This window comes from Deltaproteobacteria bacterium HGW-Deltaproteobacteria-18, from assembly GCA_002841885.1.
Classification (GTDB): Bacteria; Desulfobacterota; Desulfovibrionia; order Desulfovibrionales; family Desulfomicrobiaceae; genus Desulfomicrobium.
In genome coordinates this window covers 231,898-248,387 of the sequence record PHBE01000002.1, presented here as the reverse complement: position 1 = coordinate 248,387, position 16,490 = coordinate 231,898, and the positions used below count along the sequence as shown (strand labels likewise).

The 16,490-nt window shown below is 55.8% G+C and carries 13 protein-coding genes; 3 read left to right on the top strand and 10 right to left on the bottom strand.

Going from position 1 to position 16,490, the window contains the following annotated elements; translation table 11 throughout:
• Positions 1-131: 131 nt before the first annotated feature.
• From CVU60_02520 to CVU60_02490, 7 genes are all read right to left on the bottom strand, one after another.
• Entirely contained in the window at positions 132-1,082 is a 951-nt protein-coding gene (locus CVU60_02520; protein ID PKN43420.1) for an NAD-dependent dehydratase, read from the bottom strand.
• A gap of 231 nt (positions 1,083-1,313) precedes the next feature.
• Positions 1,314-2,054, bottom strand: coding sequence for a glycosyltransferase (locus tag CVU60_02515; GenBank protein ID PKN43249.1), 741 nt, complete (start codon positions 2,052-2,054; stop codon positions 1,314-1,316).
• Positions 2,055-2,072: 18 nt separating this feature from the next.
• Positions 2,073-2,441: a four helix bundle protein gene (locus tag CVU60_02510; GenBank protein ID PKN43419.1), complete on the bottom strand. Its 369-nt coding sequence runs from the start codon at positions 2,439-2,441 to the stop codon at positions 2,073-2,075.
• 48 nt (positions 2,442-2,489) lie between these two features.
• Positions 2,490-3,650, bottom strand: coding sequence for a glycosyl transferase family 1 (locus tag CVU60_02505; GenBank protein PKN43248.1), 1,161 nt, complete (start codon positions 3,648-3,650; stop codon positions 2,490-2,492).
• Positions 3,647-5,035 carry a hypothetical protein gene (locus CVU60_02500; protein PKN43247.1) on the bottom strand — a complete coding sequence of 463 codons (1,389 nt, stop codon included), beginning with the start codon at positions 5,033-5,035 and terminating at the stop codon, positions 3,647-3,649. Before CVU60_02500 ends, CVU60_02505 begins: the two co-directional genes overlap by 4 nt.
• A gap of 46 nt (positions 5,036-5,081) precedes the next feature.
• The gene (locus tag CVU60_02495; GenBank protein PKN43246.1) at positions 5,082-6,446 is read right to left on the bottom strand and encodes a hypothetical protein; all 1,365 of its coding nucleotides are present in this window, start codon (positions 6,444-6,446) and stop codon (positions 5,082-5,084) included.
• Positions 6,401-7,714, bottom strand: coding sequence for an undecaprenyl-phosphate glucose phosphotransferase (locus CVU60_02490; GenBank protein ID PKN43245.1), 1,314 nt, complete (start codon positions 7,712-7,714; stop codon positions 6,401-6,403). Before CVU60_02490 ends, CVU60_02495 begins: the two co-directional genes overlap by 46 nt.
• Positions 7,715-7,996: 282 nt before the next feature.
• Between CVU60_02490 and CVU60_02485 the strand changes: the two genes are divergently transcribed.
• Positions 7,997-8,719, top strand: coding sequence for a hypothetical protein (locus CVU60_02485; protein ID PKN43244.1), 723 nt, complete (start codon positions 7,997-7,999; stop codon positions 8,717-8,719).
• A 96-nt stretch (positions 8,720-8,815) separates the two neighbouring features.
• On the opposite strand, the gene CVU60_02480 is transcribed toward CVU60_02485, so the two are convergent.
• Both CVU60_02480 and CVU60_02475 read right to left on the bottom strand, forming a co-directional pair.
• Positions 8,816-9,532, bottom strand: coding sequence for a hypothetical protein (locus CVU60_02480; GenBank protein PKN43243.1), 717 nt, complete (start codon positions 9,530-9,532; stop codon positions 8,816-8,818).
• A 46-nt stretch (positions 9,533-9,578) separates the two neighbouring features.
• Entirely contained in the window at positions 9,579-10,784 is a 1,206-nt protein-coding gene (locus tag CVU60_02475) for a hypothetical protein (protein ID PKN43242.1), read from the bottom strand.
• Between the two features lie 177 nt (positions 10,785-10,961).
• On the opposite strand from CVU60_02475, the gene CVU60_02470 reads away from it, so the two are divergent.
• Together CVU60_02470 and CVU60_02465 are read left to right on the top strand one after the other, a co-directional pair.
• A complete protein-coding gene (locus CVU60_02470) occupies positions 10,962-13,262 on the top strand; it encodes a lipopolysaccharide biosynthesis protein (GenBank protein PKN43241.1) in 2,301 nt (766 codons plus the stop codon).
• 110 nt (positions 13,263-13,372) lie between these two features.
• A complete protein-coding gene (locus CVU60_02465; protein ID PKN43240.1) occupies positions 13,373-14,599 on the top strand; it encodes a hypothetical protein in 1,227 nt (408 codons plus the stop codon).
• 310 nt (positions 14,600-14,909) lie between these two features.
• Here CVU60_02465 and CVU60_02460 read toward each other — a convergent pair whose 3' ends face one another.
• Positions 14,910-16,385 (bottom strand): hypothetical protein, encoded by a 1,476-nt coding sequence (locus CVU60_02460; protein PKN43239.1) that lies wholly within the window; start codon positions 16,383-16,385, stop codon positions 14,910-14,912.
• Positions 16,386-16,490 lie beyond the last annotated feature (105 nt).

The following is a 16,490-nucleotide window of genomic DNA, read 5'->3' as shown; positions in this document are numbered from 1 at the left end:
GCCGGGGGCGTTTTTGCGTGGGGCGAAGGAAAATGGCATGCCGTGCTTGTTCTCAAATTTGCGGATCGTTCCTGCAATGCTGCTCTCGATCAATAGACGCCATCATTGCGCTTGAGGCGCGAATGTCACGCTCATTTCTTGCCCAGCATTTCCCTGAAATACGTGATCGTCCGGGCAAGGCCTTCCCGCAAAGGCGTTCCGGGTTCCCAATTCAAGGACTTTCTGGCCAGGGAAATGTCGGGGCGGCGTTGCCTCGGATCGTCCGAGGGGAGCGGGAGATAAATGAGGGAAGAGCGCGATCCGATCATGTCGATGATCGTCTCGGCCAGTTCGCGAATGGTCATCTCGCTGGGATTGCCGAGATTGATCGGCCCGGTGATTTCGTCCGGGCTGTCCATGAGACGCACAAAAGCCTCGATCAGGTCGTCCACATAGCAGAAAGAGCGGGACTGGTTCCCGTCGCCATAGAGCGTGATGGGTTCGTCACTCAGGGCCTGCACGATGAAGTTGGATACGACCCGGCCATCGTTGGGGTGCATGTGCGGGCCGTATGTGTTGAATATCCGCGCGACCTTGATGCTCAACCTGTGCTGGCGGTGGTAGTCGAAGAAGAGGGTTTCCGCGCAACGCTTGCCCTCGTCGTAGCAGGATCGCAGTCCGATGGGGTTGACGTGGCCCCAGTAGGATTCCTGTTGCGGATGGATTTCCGGGTCGCCGTAGACCTCGCTGGTGGACGCCTGGAAAATCTTGGCCCTGGTCCGTTTGGCCAGACCGAGCATGTTGATGGCGCCGTGTACGCTCGTCTTGGTCGTCTGCACCGGGTCCCGTTGATAGTGGATGGACGATGCGGGACAGGCCAGATTGTATATTTCGTCGACTTCGACATAGAGGGGGAAGGTCACGTCGTGTCGCATCAGTTCAAAACGGGGGTTGCCCACGAGATGGCTGATGTTGTCCTTCGCGCCGCTGTAAAAGTTGTCAACGCACAGCACCTCGCATCCGCCATGCAGCAGGCGTTCGCACAAATTGGAACCCAAAAAACCGGCGCCGCCCGTGACCAAAACTCTTTTCCGATTCGCTATGCGCATCGTTTCTCCGCTGAATATTGCATTATTAACAACTCCTGTTGTGATTCGTGCCAGCAATGAAGTCACTACAATAAGCTGTCATTCCCTTGAAGAAGGGGATCTATGCATTTTTGACTATCTGAGAATAAATAATTTCGCGCTATTGCCCGACATTCGCGCTGTTGCCGGCATGGTCAGATAGGCATCCCGTTTTTTTAAAGGCATCTCCTCTGCGGAACTCCGATTTCATTTTTTCAGGCCCATCAGTTCAAGAATACAGAAAATCGCGAAGCGCGGATTATGCTTGAGATATCTTTTCCAAAGCCTGCGAGGTTCCATGCAGAGGCGGAACAGCCATTCCAGACCCCGGTCCTGCATCCATGAAGGAGCCTGCGTGGTCGCACTGGCATGGAAGTCAAAGGCCGCGCCAACTCCGAGCATTACGCTTTGCACTCGTCCCTTGTGCTTGTGCATCCACAGCTCCTGCTTTGGACACCCCAGACCGACAAAGAGAATGCGCGCACCGGAGGCGTTGATCTTTCTCACAGCCGCATCGTCTTCCTCCTGCGTCGGTTCCCGAAAGGGCGGGCTATGAGAATAGACGACACAGAGTCCGGGAAATTCGCGCTGCACGTTTTTAACCAACGCGACCAGCACGTTAGAGGATGCTCCATAAAAGCCCACCGGCACCCCCTGTTTGGCGGCGTCTTCGAGCACCCGCAGCATCAGCGTCGGTCCGTATACACGGTCTTTGAGGCCATGCCCCATCCGTCGTAAAACCCAAACCAGCGGCATGCCATCCGGCGCGACCAGATCAGCCCCATTGACCGCATCCCTGTATGCAGGATCATCGTAAGCCTCCATGACTACATGCACATTGGCCAGACACACGCTCCGACTCTCCCCCCGCCCGGTCCACGCGAGGATTGCGGCGGTGGCGTCGTGGTAGGTGGTGGGGTGGATGTTGGTGGCGAGGATGGGGGGCATTGCGTGATACGTGATGCGTTATGCGTTAGGAGTGGGACTCTGATTGCTTTTTAGGTGTCGTATCATACCTAAAAGCATCATGCGGACACGTTCAATATTATTCTCAAGGCTTGTGCTGGCGGTGTATCCTAGGTCTTGAGATATGATCCACTGCGTTTCCAGTTCAGCCAAAGAGCCAAGTGCAATGTATAGAAAATGACAGAATTCTTTGCTGCCTTTTCTGGCTGCTCCTTCTGCAATGTTGCTGGGAACAGAAGCAGCAGCCCGTCTTATTTGCGCGGTCAAGCCATAAATTTCCTCTTTGGGAAAATTGGCTGACGCCAAATATGTCTGCTTGGCCAATTGCATGGCGAATTTCCATAAATCAAGATCCTTATGAGAACGCAATTTGCTCATCAATACTCCCCTCCACCCCTCTCAGTCACGCATTACGCATCACGCGTTACGCATTACGTTGTTATAAATCCCCATCAAAATCTCATAATTCCTCTCCGCCGTGTACTTCAATTCATACTCCCGTCTGGCCTCTTTACGCATTTGAGCAAGTTCCTCCGGGTGCGAGAGAAGCCAGTCAACTTTTGCAGCCAAATCATATGAATCACCGGGGTGGAAGTGGAGGCCGGTGCGGCCGTTGTCGGTGATTTCGCCAATGGCTCCGATATTGGCAGCCAGCACCGGCGTACCTGCGGCAAAGGCTTCCATGGCCACACGTCCGAATGTTTCGTAGCAGGTTGACGGAAAGATCAGAAAGGCCGCTTCCGACATCAGGATAGATACATCTTCAGGATTCTTGGCGCCCAGATATTCCACGTTCGATGAATTATTTGCCGCTCGCTCCACCTCGGCCCGCAACGGCCCATCCCCGACTATCTTCAGAGACACTCGCTGTCCTTGAAGACCCCAGGCCGCCAGGAGTAGAGCTATTCCTTTTTCTGCCGAGAGCCGTCCCACGAAGAGGGCGTATCCTCCTCGTCCGTCCCCGGGGCCCGCATCGTTGTGGATGAAATTGGGCTTCACGACTACTTTCTCCGAGGGAATGCCCGCCTTCAGGAATTTTTGACGCGCAAATTCGGTAAGAGCGATGTAGGAGTCAACGAGATGCCAGCTGCCCACACTTCGATGTAGAGTGAGCATTCCCGCAACGACAGTGCTTGCGGGCCGACTATTCCGGTAGCAACCGTGAAGCGCCCCCTGCCAAGGAAGGTGCTCCAGACATGCTTCACATGGACGGCCGTTACGGAAGAATAGGCCATTCACACAGAGGAGACGGTAGTTGCGTAGCGACATAATAACCGGCACATTTTCGGCCTTGGCGGCGTGAATGACTCCAGGGGATGCAAGGGGAAATGTGTTGTTTATGTGCATAACACGAGGGCGGAGTTTTCGAATTGACGCTCGTGTCCGGCGATAGGCCTCCTGGTTCCAAAGCGTGGTCCAGGCTTGCCGCCAGGGTGACATGTTGTTCATGTCCTGATTTTGAAAGATCAGATTATGTACCGCATGGCCCTGTTCGCGGAGAAGAGTCGCTTCTGAAAAGAAGCTTTGGTCCTCACCTCCGGGCTGTTGGTAGTGGGTATGGAGGATGAGAATTCTCATTTCAGTCTGCGAAATGAACTCGCATTTGCTGGTCGCGCAACCCGATTTAAACGAACTGGGCAGAGTGCGGGCGCAACTTTCACTATGGGTCGCTGGCTGATCAAGCCCATTGCCAAACCAGTCATCGACCAGAACCAGATTCCTCCCATTGGACCTTCGAGGTATACATCAAAAGTTGCGTTGACCAGGGCGGCCCCAAGAAAGGTCAAAGCCCAGACGCATACGCCAGCTGTGAGCTCTTCGCCGAGTTCTTTCCACTGTTTGTAACGTTTCCAAAGTCTGGCTAGGAGGGTCAGCAGGAATAATATCCAGAGACTAAAGCCTGGCACTCCCATACGAGCGAGTATGGTCAGGTGACCATTGTGCGGGCTGCGTAGCGACTTGTCGGCCGTAACCTGGAATCCATCGTCATCGGCGAGGTTAATTCCAAATCCTTTGCCAGTCCAAAAATAATCCCCTTCAAAAGTGTACGTGATGATGGAGTTCCACCATTCCAGACGCCAATGTTTGGTTCCGGTTCCGCCGTAATTATCTAAATCTGAGAATATGCTTTGAATGTTTGTATACATTTGGTCGACGCTGATCTCGCGATCTCCGCGCTTATATTCTGGAAGAATATCGAATGCAGAGCCGAACGCAGTTAGTAGAACGAACAGGCCAATAACAAGTCCTGATGCAGCAACTCGTTGGAATCGGGCGCAGTAGCATGCAAAAGAATTTGCAATAAGCAGGGCTAGAAATCCGCCGCGATTGATGGACGCAGCTACAAGGAAGCTGATGAGCCAGCAGGGCAGTGTTATCCATGTTGGCAGCATGAGCTTGGCGTTGGACATTGCAGGAGTTATGACAAGGATAAATGCCAGGATACCAGCGAGCTGTACGCCGACATCTCCTCCTTTGAAAACAATGATTGGTACCCCTCCTTCCGGCCCCCATGGCCATCGCAGAAGCATGTCACCCATCGTAATGTAAATTATAAAAGCAACCGGAATCCATGCGACAAACCATTTCATGGCCTTGCCGTAACAAGAGGTGATGGCATGTAGCGGCAATCCCTGGCGAACCAGATGGGCGACCGCCAAGGCAATCACCCCCCACGACCAGATCACACTGTCACGAATTGCGTCGATTCCATAAGTTTCAACAAAGGGGAAAGTCCGGACTGCTCCACAAATTATTAATAATAAAAGGAGAGCGACTGTAGGGTCCGTGATAAGCTGCAAACAGCGTGGACGCAAAATTAAGACAAGAAATGCCGTTACTAAAATAATGCTGTCTATATAAAACGGAGTAATGCCAATGTAGGCGAATCCCTTGTTAAGATATGCGTAGCCAATGAGTGTAAAGCATAATGAACCTAAAAAAAATTTTTCTATTATTTTCATTTAATTATTTTAAAATTTTTGTTTTTTTGGTAATTAATTTTTGTAGTTACCATATTTTTATTTCACTTCCGACTTTGTAAGAAAAGTAAAGAGCAGAAAGTGCATTGACAAATAATAGTGTCATGGCGGAACCACCAAGACTATAAACCCACACTAACGGGAGCCCAACAAGGAATGTGAACACAACCAGCAGTCCATAGATCTGCGCCACGATCTTTGGCCTCTCAATTGCTCGAAGCAAGGAACTCATGACCGCGACTACCGCAGCCGAAACTGGAGCGAAGCCGAGCCAGATGATCCAGGTTGGATCTTCCAGATACTTACCTCCATACATCCACTCCATGAGCTTTGATCCCAAGGCGATAAGGAGGAGCCAATACGAGAGCGCGAAAGTTGTAAGTACTGCAAGGCTGGCCAAGGCAAATCGTCTGAGTTTGCCCGCACTCAAAGCTCGTATCATTCCTGGCACCAGAAGTTGCCCCAGTGCGCCGTTGAAATGCAGGATGGGCATGAGCAGGTTCATGAGCGCCTTGAATCGTGCAGCAGCCTCAAGGCCATGATAGGCGGGCAGGATCAGATAATAGATGTTCCCTGGTACCCAAGAAAAAAGTCCCGCGAGCAAAGCCCATCTTCCGTAGTTCCAGTGCAGACTGCGCACCTCGTTTTCGTTTGCGATTAGGTCCAAGTCGTCTTTTATGCGCCACCGGATAATCTCAGCCGAAAGAAGTCCGGCTACGGCCATTGCCAGAAAGGCGGTGGTCGCATTCAACATGCTGGCGCGCAAAAGGATGATGGTAAGGCCCAGGTAGAGGAGAAGGTAAAGCCCGCCGCCCAACGCCGCTAGGCGTGGCTCTAGGAGTACGTAGGCGCCCCGGCGCACGAGCCACAGGTAGAACACTGTGGGAGCAGCGAAGGAGAGTCCCAGGAAACTCAGCGCTATTTCCTGTTCGCCAAAGGTCCAAAAACCCAGAGTCAGCAGAAGAAAGACAAGAGCCGTAAGCGCCCCGAAGCACCAGTGAGAGCGAAAAAGTATTCGTTGGTAGGCCGCGAAGGACTTTCTGAAACGCCCGGAGCCGAAGACCAGCATGGGCTCTGTCCAAAGGCCGGCATGCATGGCGCCGAGCAACAGAAAAACCGCATAGGTCAGGGAAAAGGCTCCATAGGCTGCCGGTTCCAGCCATCGGGCCAGAAGGATGCTCGCCAGGAAGTTGGTACCGGCGAAGAGGGCCTGGTCGGTTACGGCCCAAAAGCCTTTGCCGACCCAGTTTCTCAGGGCAGCGCATGAAATGTGGTATTGTGAAAGGGATTTTAGCAAAATTGATTTTGGACCGACGTGTGGTTGTAGTGTGATAATAAACAAGGGGATTAGTATGCGTTCGGGTTCGCGAAGCCTCGGCGGATCGTCATCCACAGGATCCACATGTCAAAGGTCAGGGTCCAGTTTTCGATGTAGTGGAAGTCGTGGCGTATGCGCTGTTCCATCTTCTCGATCGTGTCCGTCTCTCCGCGCCAGCCGTTGACCTGGGCCCAGCCCGTAATTCCGGGCTTGATTTTGAGGCGCCATATGTAGCCGGGCAGAAGTCTGCGGAAGCTTTCGTCCTGCGCCACGGGGTGCGGCCTGGGGCCGACCAGGCTCATGTTGCCCGCCAGTACGTTGAAAAGTTGCGGCAGTTCGTCCAGGGAAGTGCGGCGCAGCAATGCCCCGAAGGGAGTCACGCGGCAGTCGTTCCTGGTCGCCTGTCGATAGTTGTGACCATTCTCCGTCACATTCATGGTTCTGAATTTCCAGACCAGGATTTCTTTCCCGTCCATTCCGTAGCGCCACTGCCGGAAAAAAACCGGTCCGGGCGAGGTCAGTTTGATGCCCAGGGCGATGAGCATCATCAGCGGACTGGCGATGATCAGGGCCATGGTTCCGAGAATCAGGTCTTCGGCGCGTTTGAGAATTTCCTTGCGTTTCGACATGGGCGAAGCGGAAAGGGCGATGACCGGTGTCCCACAGGCCTGGAAGGCACTCAGGTTCATGAGTTGAAATGTGAATATGTCAGGGATGATGTAGAGATTGGCCGGACTGTTGAGGTATTGTTCGAGAATGTGTTGCAGGCGCTTTTCCGCGCGCAGGGGCAGGGTGATGAAAACCATGGGAACGAGGCGATCATTGGTGAAATGAACCGCCTCGTCGCAAGGGTCGATGATGGGTACGCCTTCACATGTGCCGCCAATTTTGGCCGGGTCGTCATCGAATGCGGCCACGGGTTTGAGTCCGAGCTCCGGAAACGCATTCACGGTGGATATCCATTGCCTGGCCAGGGTGCCTGCGCCGATGAGAACGGCCTTGCGCTGATTGCGGCCTTGACGGCGATGCGCACGGAGAAAGGCGCGGATGCCCCAGCGCGAGCCAACGAGCATGGCCGATCCGACAACGACCCAGAGTCCGATCTGCACCCGCGAGAAGACGGCCGTGTATTTGATTGCCCAGGATATGAGCGTCAGGCAGAAAAAGGTCAGAATCCAAGCGCCGAGAACGCGGCGGGCCTCGATGATGAAGGGACGCAGGCGCAGTTCTCCGTAGGCGCCGGTCAGTTCCGCTGCGAAGGAATACACGATGGCGCCGAGCAGGGCGCTGACGGTCAGGGCGGCAGGATCTCCTGCGGGATGAACAAGGTGGGACAAGAGCATGGCTGCGATAATCGCCAGAAGCTCGGCGATGCGGGTAAGCGTAGATACTCTTGAAAAGAAAATCACGTTTCAAAGCCCTTGATATTGTTTTTCAAACCATGCATGAGCAAAATCTGTCACGTTATAAATACACGAAACTGAAGAGAAACTTGTAGTCATGAATATGCCCTGTGCGATAAAATTATTTTTCATGCATCAATGCCGAAATGCGGTATTGAGGCAGAAGTTATGATTGATATCCATTGCCACTTGCTTCCAGGAATGGACGACGGACCTGCCAGCATGGACGAATCCCTGGCCATGGTGCGTCTGGCTTTGGCAGATGGAATCCAGGGGGCGATCTGCACTCCGCACTGGCATCCGATGTTCTGGCAAAATGAGCGATTCGCCATTACCGAGGCCGTGGAATCGCTCCGTTTGCGGTTGCAGGCCGAGGCAATTACTTTTGATGTCTGGCCCGGTAGCGAACTCAGCCTGGACGCGGACCTGGAAGCCGGGATCGAGGGCGGACGTCTGGGAACCCTGAACGGCGGGTCCTGGGTGTTGCTTGAACTGCCCGGCGCTTATCCCCCGTCCGGAATCGATGAATTCCTTCTGAATTTACTTCGATCTGGTCACCGAATCGTCTTGGCTCATCCCGAGCGCTATTCGTTTGTGCAGCGCGATCCTGCCCGATTGCACGCCTGGGTCGAGATGGGGCTGGCCGTACAGATCACGGCGGCAAGCCTGCTCGGCAGGCTGGGGCCGAAAATAGCCAGTCTCTGCCATGTCCTGCTTGAACACCGGTTGGTGCATTTTCTAGCCAGCGATGGCCATGGTGTCGGTAACCGTCGTCCCCTGCTGCGGGATGCATGCACGCGCGCAGGTGAAATTGCGGGGGTTGATGACGCCGTGCGCTTGACCGAATTGCACCCGCAGGCAGTCATCGGTGACGATCCCTTGCCCCTGGTCGACTTTGCGCCCTTGCCCCTGCCTACAAAGCGCCCCTGGTTTAAGTTCTGGTGAGAACCCGCACTGTGGCGCGCACCGTGTTGATCTGAAATTTCCGGAAGTAATCGGAAGATTCCGCCATCAGGCCCCGCGAACAACATTTCAGCCTTCTCATTTTGGGCTGGTTTCGCTACCGCCCCCGCCTCCACCACCGCCCCCGCCAGCCAGAGCCATGCCTGTGGCGGCCAGGATGCCCAGTGCGCCTGCGCCGACAGCCAACCCCGTCCCGCTGAATTCGGCCCCGGAACCACCGGATCCTGAAGCCAGGGTCACCGTGCCGGTTCCTGCCGGAGTGTGTGTGGGCAGGAAGATGGCGTTGCCTGCATGAACCACCTTTTGTCCGTCTATCGCCACGAGTTTGAGGGAACCCTTGGTCATGTCCAGGATTGCTTTGTCATTTTGGGTGTCTATCAGCAGGCTGCCCCTGAAGACCTCGTCTGAGCTGGCCGGAACCAGATAGGTATTGCTGTCCTCGGGATCTTGATATGGAGTCTTGAATGCCAGGGGTTTGGCGTCGGCGTTTAGAGAAAAGTCCAGTCTGCCTTCATTGATGGTTACAAGAAAGCGAGTGCTTCCCTCTTCCAAGGCAAACACCGTCTGGTCGGCGCCGACAAGTTGCAGTCCGTCAGCTTCAACGACGCATTCTCCCGTGCATGCCAGAAGCATTCCCGAGGGCGCGGGAATTTCCTTGTCAACGACAAGGCCGGTAGCCAGCAGAGTCACCGAATTTTGAGGTATCAATCTGGGTGTGGAACCTGCGCTGACCTGAAGAGGAGGGCAAATCAACATGGCCGCAACGAAAAACGTCAAAGTCTTTTTAATGATCATGGTACCTGCTCTGTTTGTGGTGTCTGATTGAATCACTAATGTTCGATTATCGTACGGGTGGAGTGTAGCCGAAACCAAAAATACCAGTACCAAGCGAGAGGCGCAGCCCTTGAAAGAATGCGCTGGATGCACTGGATTCCACATATATGATATCCCTGTCCTGAACTTTAAGCATGTGCGCCTTTTGCGACTGCATGTCTTCAAGGGACATTCTGGCTACCTCTCTTCTGCCTTTGCCTAGATAACGGACGAGTTTGATGTCCTTTGCATCGGCGAAGGACTGTAAACCGCCTGCTGCTACAATAGCCTCCTGGACGGACATCTCCTGGTTAAGGGGATATGCTCCGGCCTTGCGGACGGCTCCGTCTACATAGACTGAGCCCGCTTCCGGCACATAGACCATGTCGCCACCCTTGATGCCCACATTGAGATCTTCACACCCGACTTTGGTCATCTGGTCGAGATCGATGATCAGCGAGATGGTGTCTTCGCCGTTGTCGGCCTTGCGGCGGATCTGCACGGTTCGTCCCGCCCGGTCGCTCAGACCTTCGGCCATGGCGAGAACGTCCATGAGACTCATGCTTGCGTAAAAATCATATGATCCCGGCTTTTTGAGCGCTCCCATCATGGTGATTTTCGAGCCGAATTGTTCCTTGACGAAAATGGTGACGTGCGGGTCCTGGAGATATTGTTCCCGAAAGAGGCGTTCGACATGTTGCTCGGCCTTGCCGACGGAGAGTCCTGCGACGGCTACTGTGCCGATGAGCGGCAAGGTTACGTCGCCGCGTGCGCTGACTCGCGTCTCGGTGTTCAGGTCGGGAGCTTCAAAGATGTTGATACGGATGAGATCTCCACCCCCAATGACGTAGTCTTCGTATTTGAGAGGAGTTGTGAATGCTTCGCTGAATTTTCCGTTCAGTTCGGCCACCTCCAGCGCGTTGTATTCCGTCGCGGCAATGGTGGCCAATTGGTCGAGTTCTACTGTGGCCGCCGGACCCCTTGCCCCGCAAGCGAAGCACAGGCCTAAGGTCGCTATGGACAAGATGCGCGATGCTGTCGCCATTTTTTCGGCCCAGCTGGATGCGTTCAAGAGGTTCAAAAATTTTATCATTTCATGATCCGATGTATTAGTTGAATGGCTCGAGATTGCGGCGGTGTCGCCGACGCCTGCCGCCTGAGTTGGAGAAGTGACTTGTGTGTTGCTCCGAATCGTGAATGAAGTATTTTCCGATACACATAAATAAGTAATCATAAGAATTTTTGATTCTTTGTATGTAAGTATTATTTATGAATTGGTTGTTGTTAATTCTTATGGTTGCTGATTGTAATTTATAAATGAAAGTTGCAAAAAACAAATTTTCTTTGCTGCAGCTAGGCAAGGCGTTTTTTGTTTGGTCTTAACAGGTTCGTGTCTGAAAGGATTGTATACATGGATGAAAAATACGCTCGCAGGCTCTTTTCCCCAGGTTTGTCGTCATTGATGACTTCATTGCATCCCGAATATGCTCTGCCGCACTCGACGGAGTCCTCAGGTTTGCAGGCGGAAGACGAGTTTGATCTGCGGGGCTGTATCGAGGTGCTCGTCAGGCGCAAGTGGCTTATTTGCGGCGTGCTGTTTGCGGTTTTTGTCTCCACGCTCATTGTCACCCTGGCCATGACCCCGATTTACAAAGCCACGGGAAAGCTTGAATTTTCCCTGCAGCCGCCCAAGGTCACCAAATTCGAGGACATGGTCGTTCCCCAGACCCAGACCAAGGAATTCATGAACACCCAGACCAGACTGCTGGCCTCGGATTCGCTGGCCTGGCGGGTGATCGAGACCCTTGACCTGATCCGAAACCCTCATTTCAACACGGAGTACGATGTCGATACAACGGTCCCTGATGAGGGGGGGAGCGATCTGCCCGGCGACATTGGGCAAGGTTCGGGACGGGGAGTTGAAAGCCTGGAGGATCGTGCCCGGAAGGCGGAGGTGCAGCAGCGGCTGCTCAAGGAATTTTCGGAAAATCTTGAGCTCAAGGCGGAACGGGACACCACCATCCTCAACCTAGCCTTTTCCTCCTCCGATCCGGCTCTGGCCCAGGATGTGGTCAATACGCTCATCGGTTCCTTCATCGCCTGGCAGATGGACAAGAAAGTCGCTGCCGCAGGCCATGCCAACGAGCAGCTGCACAAACAGGTCGAGGTGGCGCGGATCCGTCTGGAAAAGTCCGAGTCTGAACTCAACGCTTTTGCCCAGAAGGCTGGGATTGTATCCCTCGATAGCCGCATGAACCTCGTCTACAAGCAGCTGGAGGAGATCAATGCCGCCCTTGCGCATGCCCACGCCCAGCGCCTGACCAGGGAAGCCCTGGACGCACAGGCGCGTGAAGTCGGCGTCTCGGCCCTGTCAATGGTCATCGACAACCAGCTTATCCAGGAACTGCGGCGACAGTACGTTCAACTTGTGTCCGAATACGAGGACAAGCTCGTAGTCTTCAAACCTGACTATCCGGAAGCCAGGCGGCTCAAGGCCCGTCTGGACGATGTCGCGTCAAGGATCGCTCTCGAGGAGGACAGGATTCTCGGAGGTATCCGCAACGACTATCTCGTGTCGCTCAGAAACGAGGAATCCCTGCGCGAGCAGGCCGAGCAGGCCAAAATCAGAGCCCTGGAACTCAATGATCGGGCCACGCAGTACACGATTCTTCAGCGCGAAGTGGACACGAACAGGGACATACATCAGTCCCTGCTGCAGCGCGGCAAGGAGATCGACGCCACGGTGGGCACGGACATAAGCAACATTCAGGTGGTGGATCATGCCCTCCTGCCGGTGAAAGCGGACAGGCCGCGCATCATGCTCAACCTGTTGCTGAGCATCGGGATTGGCTTGCTGTTGGGCATAGCCGCCGCTTTCATGCTTGAGTTCCTCGATAACACCGTCAAAAGCATCGACGAAATAACAGACCGCTTCAGCATAGGCATTCTGGGCGTGATCCCTGAGGCCGAGGAGCAGTTCCGTGACAAGCTCGACCGGCTGGTGGATTCCGATCCCCGCGCGGGATTTTCTGAAGCCATCCGTACCGCCCGGGTTTCCATCCAGCTGTCCACTGCCGCCGAGGGCGGCACGAGGACCCTGCTCATCACCAGCACTGCGGAAGGGGAAGGCAAGTCGACCATCGCGGTGAACATGGCCCTGGCCTTTGCCGCCGCAGGCGAGAGGGTGCTCCTGATCGACGCGGACCTGCGGCGACCCAGGTTGCACAAGGTTTTTGACCTGAATGCGCAAGAAGTGGGGGGGCTAAGCGAACTGCTCATCGCCAGCAAGAGTCTGGCCGATGTTGTTCGCGCTACCGGTATTGAGAACCTTTCTTTCATTCCAGCTGGACCGGTGCCTCCCAACCCCGCCGAACTCCTGGCCTCGGAACGAATGCGTCTGACTCTGGCTCAATTGGGTGCGGATTTCGACCGCATCATCATCGACGGTCCGCCATCCGTTGGTTTTGCCGACGTACTGGTGCTCAGCAGCCTGGTCAGCGGGGTCATTCTGGTGAGCACCCTCGGCAGGACCCACAGGCACGCGTTGCGTCTCTTCCGCCGTTCCCTGAACGATATCGACGCCCGCCTGCTGGGGGGCATGGTCAACCGCTTCAATGTCCAGCATCGTTTCAGCGATCATTATTCCAAATATTACAAGTATTACTACCATCCTTATTCCTATGGCGACGGCAGGTCCGAGCCTGCCCGGTAAAGCGGACGCTGAACTCTGGAACGTATGCGTGTGTTTCATTTCCGGGAAGATGGCCGCAGTCGAAGTGGTGTCGGCACGTTTGGACGTCTGATGCGGACAACGGATAAACCATGCCCGTGAAAAGTAATCGGAGAATGTTGCGCTATCTCTGCGCAGGCTTGGGAGTCCTGCTCGGCGTAATGTTGTTGGTCTCGGCGTATTGTTCGTCCCGCTTTGCAGCCCGGGATCTGGAATTCGTGCAGGGCAGCCCACTTATGGAGCCCTGGGCTCGAACCTGGCTCTGGCGCGGGGACAGGGCGCGGTATCAGGAACTGGATACCGCACGCGCCGTGGAGGCGTACTGGCGCGGGGTCGGGCGCAACCCTCTCCTGTTTGACGGCTGGTTTGCCCTGGCTCGCCTGGAAGGGCAGCGGGAGGGGGAATCTGCGGATGCACTGCATGATTTTATCATCGCACACGCCCCTGTCTCTGTCACATGGCGTTGGCAACAGCTGCTGTTGGCCGCGGCGCGAAGGGACGAGGCCCGGTTTGCGCAGGCCTTCAATGATGTATTGTACCGCCTTTCCAAATACAGGCAGGAGGCCGTGGAGGTCGCTCTTGGATTTTGGGCCGAGTGGCCCGTCATTCTCAAGCATACGGACTGTAAGAACAGGTCGGCTCTACTGAAGGAGTGCATGGCGCGGGGGGTGGTCGATGCATGCGTCGGGCTGTATCCGCTTCTGGAGGATGGCTGCGACGCAGTACCTGACCGCGAGCGGGAAGCCAAATTCATTGAGTTTCTTCTCCGCCACAGGAGGTGGGGCGAAGCTGCCCTTGTTGGGCGACGCGGCAGTCTGTTCCAGGATGGGCCCGTCACCAATGGACGCTTCGATTCCCCTCTGTCCGGAGCGGCTTTCGGTTGGCGTCTGACTGCAATCCGGGGCGTGGAAGCCCGTCGTGAACCTAGCTGCGTGGCGGGTGATGCGACAGGGCAGGTCATGCGTTTTCATTTTCCCGGCACCGCCAATCTGCGCTACGAGCATTTCCGGCAGTACGTGCCGCTGCGGCCGGGAACTACCTGTGAGCTGCGTTTCAATTGGAAGGCGCGTGGGCTTACCACTGACCAGGGAATGTATGTGGATGTGCGGGGTCTGGACTGCGACGGACTGTCCGCACGAAGCCCTGCGATCACCGGCAGTCGGGACTGGAACGAGGAGAGGCTGGCCTTTGATGTCCCTGAGGGATGTCAGCTGGCCAGGATAGCGCTCAGAAGAGACCAGAGCCTGAGATTCGACGGCAAAATCGCGGGAGATGTTTGGCTCGATGACGTGGAATTGGTTGAAAGGCAGGGGCACTGAAGGAATGAGGTCGACTCTTTTTGAGGCCGGGGTAAATCATGAGCGCACAGGTTGGCGCGAGCCGGATTGGTCTGGCGCGGCTCTGGGCCTGAACTGAAAGATATTCTGTCCGCACCGCGCCGCAGTTGCCCAGAGTCCGCACATAAACCGCTTCCATCGTCAGCTGACTGCCTTGAAAAATCGAAATTCGCAGGCCGCTGAAAAAATGGTGAGATGCAGGGACGCGAAAAAGCCGGGACGCGCAGTCATGCATTGATAAGCGGTCTGGCTTTTTCGCTGACGCAGTAGATCGCAGTTTTGGGGCGGCCTGCTAGACGGCTGTTTGTGCGGGCCTTGTCAGGCTGTCCGCAGCAAGTCCCTGTTCCGAGATGTGGAAGTGGAAAGTTGCGATGATCACCGCGGTCAGGTGGTTCGCCGGGATGGCGTTGTTGAACTCCACCCAGCCGTGCAGCAGGTATCCTCCAAGGGACGCCAGGGAAGCCGCGGCCAGGAGCAGTTGGCCGTGATCCATGCTCTTGCGGACGCGCCACAGCCGGGCGGCCTTCCAGCACCAAAGCCCCCAGATGCCAAGGGTGAGAATCCCGGCGACCGGCAGCCCCAGTTCCACGGCGGTTTCGAGGTAGTCGTTGTGAGCGTGGCTGGCCCGCTGTCCGGGGCCGAACGCGTTCTGGTAGGCGCGGCCGACTTCCGGATAGGTCCCGAGTCCCGTGCCGGTCAGGGGGTGGTCCAGAACAGCCTTCAAGCCGTCCTGCCACAGTTCCATTCTCCCGGATGCTCCGTGTTCGATCTGCTGGAACCGGTTCGCCAGCCCTTCGAAGCCGATGGCCGCGCCGTACCCGAGCATGATGAGCCCGCACGCCAACACCACGCCTGCAACTCTTTTGCGCCGCAGCCCGGCAAAGAGGCAGAGCAGGGTGAAGGAAAAGAGGGCGGCCAGAATTCCGCCCCGCGACTGGCTGAAGACCAGGGCGAGCATGATCAGGGCAAGGCAGAAGATGCCAAGGGCCTGCTTCTGCAGGAGGACCAGCGTCTGTTCGCGCCTGCTTTGGACCGGGTCCATCCTGCGCGGAGCTTTGAGCATGAGCACATGGCCAAGGAGCAGGGGCCAGACAAGACCCAGAAATGCGGCGAAGTGATTGCGGTTGATGAACGTGCCGCGCGCGTAGCCGCTGTAGGCCAACCCGGTAGCCGTGTCGGTATCCCACAGCACGCCAAGGGACGGAAGCAGGGTCTGCATGATGCCGTACAGGGCCTGCATCCCGGCCAGGGCAAAAAGGAAATGCAGGAACCAGGTCGGAATTTTCGTCGTGCGGGAGTTCAGAGCCAGGCACAGCAGCGCGGCGAACACGCCCAGGAAGAGCCACCACGCAAGATGCGTCCACGTGGCAAGGGAATCGTAGCTGATGATCGTGCTGGAGATGCCGCCGAATTGGAGCAGGGCGCCTGACCACTGCGCACGGACCGGCGAGAGCGCTTCCAGCAGGGCGACGGGAAGAGGGATGGTCTGCAGCAGGGGTACGAGCATAAGGGCGCATGCCACGGTTGCGAGGCGTTTTACGTTCTTTGCGGGCGCGGGCAGCCCATGCCGGAAGACCCAGATTCCGAGCCAGATGAAGAAAAGTCCGGTCACGCCTTGCCAGATCCAGGGCCTTGCGCCTCCGAAGAAAAAAACCAGCAGCAGGATGGGCGAAAGGACCAGAACGCGCAGGGACCACTCATCGCGATCTCTCCCCACCCAGTTCGCTGAGCCGCAGTCCTGCTCCCAATACTGCTCACGAGAGGTCATGAGGGCATCCTCTTTGCGTGTTGATGAAGCAGGCCCAGCGTCCGGGCGGATCTGAAGGCGGCGCGTTTTCAGTGCGCCGCCCGGGGATTCTTTCGCGTTTCGCCC

What these genes read in the sequence shown, in the direction of transcription:
- CVU60_02470 (PKN43241.1), top strand. Translation starts at nt 10,962, where the DNA reads ATGGATGAAAAATACGCTCGCAGGCTCTTTTCCCCAGGTTTGTCGTCA.
- CVU60_02485 (PKN43244.1), top strand. Translation starts at nt 7,997, where the DNA reads ATGGACGAATCCCTGGCCATGGTGCGTCTGGCTTTGGCAGATGGAATC.
- CVU60_02515 (PKN43249.1), bottom strand. Translation starts at nt 2,054, where the DNA reads ATGCCCCCCATCCTCGCCACCAACATCCACCCCACCACCTACCACGAC.
- CVU60_02500 (PKN43247.1), bottom strand. Translation starts at nt 5,035, where the DNA reads ATGAAAATAATAGAAAAATTTTTTTTAGGTTCATTATGCTTTACACTC.
- CVU60_02465 (PKN43240.1), top strand. Translation starts at nt 13,373, where the DNA reads ATGCCCGTGAAAAGTAATCGGAGAATGTTGCGCTATCTCTGCGCAGGC.
- CVU60_02475 (PKN43242.1), bottom strand. Translation starts at nt 10,784, where the DNA reads ATGATTACTTATTTATGTGTATCGGAAAATACTTCATTCACGATTCGG.
- CVU60_02480 (PKN43243.1), bottom strand. Translation starts at nt 9,532, where the DNA reads ATGATCATTAAAAAGACTTTGACGTTTTTCGTTGCGGCCATGTTGATT.
- CVU60_02505 (PKN43248.1), bottom strand. Translation starts at nt 3,650, where the DNA reads ATGAGAATTCTCATCCTCCATACCCACTACCAACAGCCCGGAGGTGAG.
- CVU60_02490 (PKN43245.1), bottom strand. Translation starts at nt 7,714, where the DNA reads ATGCTCTTGTCCCACCTTGTTCATCCCGCAGGAGATCCTGCCGCCCTG.
- CVU60_02460 (PKN43239.1), bottom strand. Translation starts at nt 16,385, where the DNA reads ATGACCTCTCGTGAGCAGTATTGGGAGCAGGACTGCGGCTCAGCGAAC.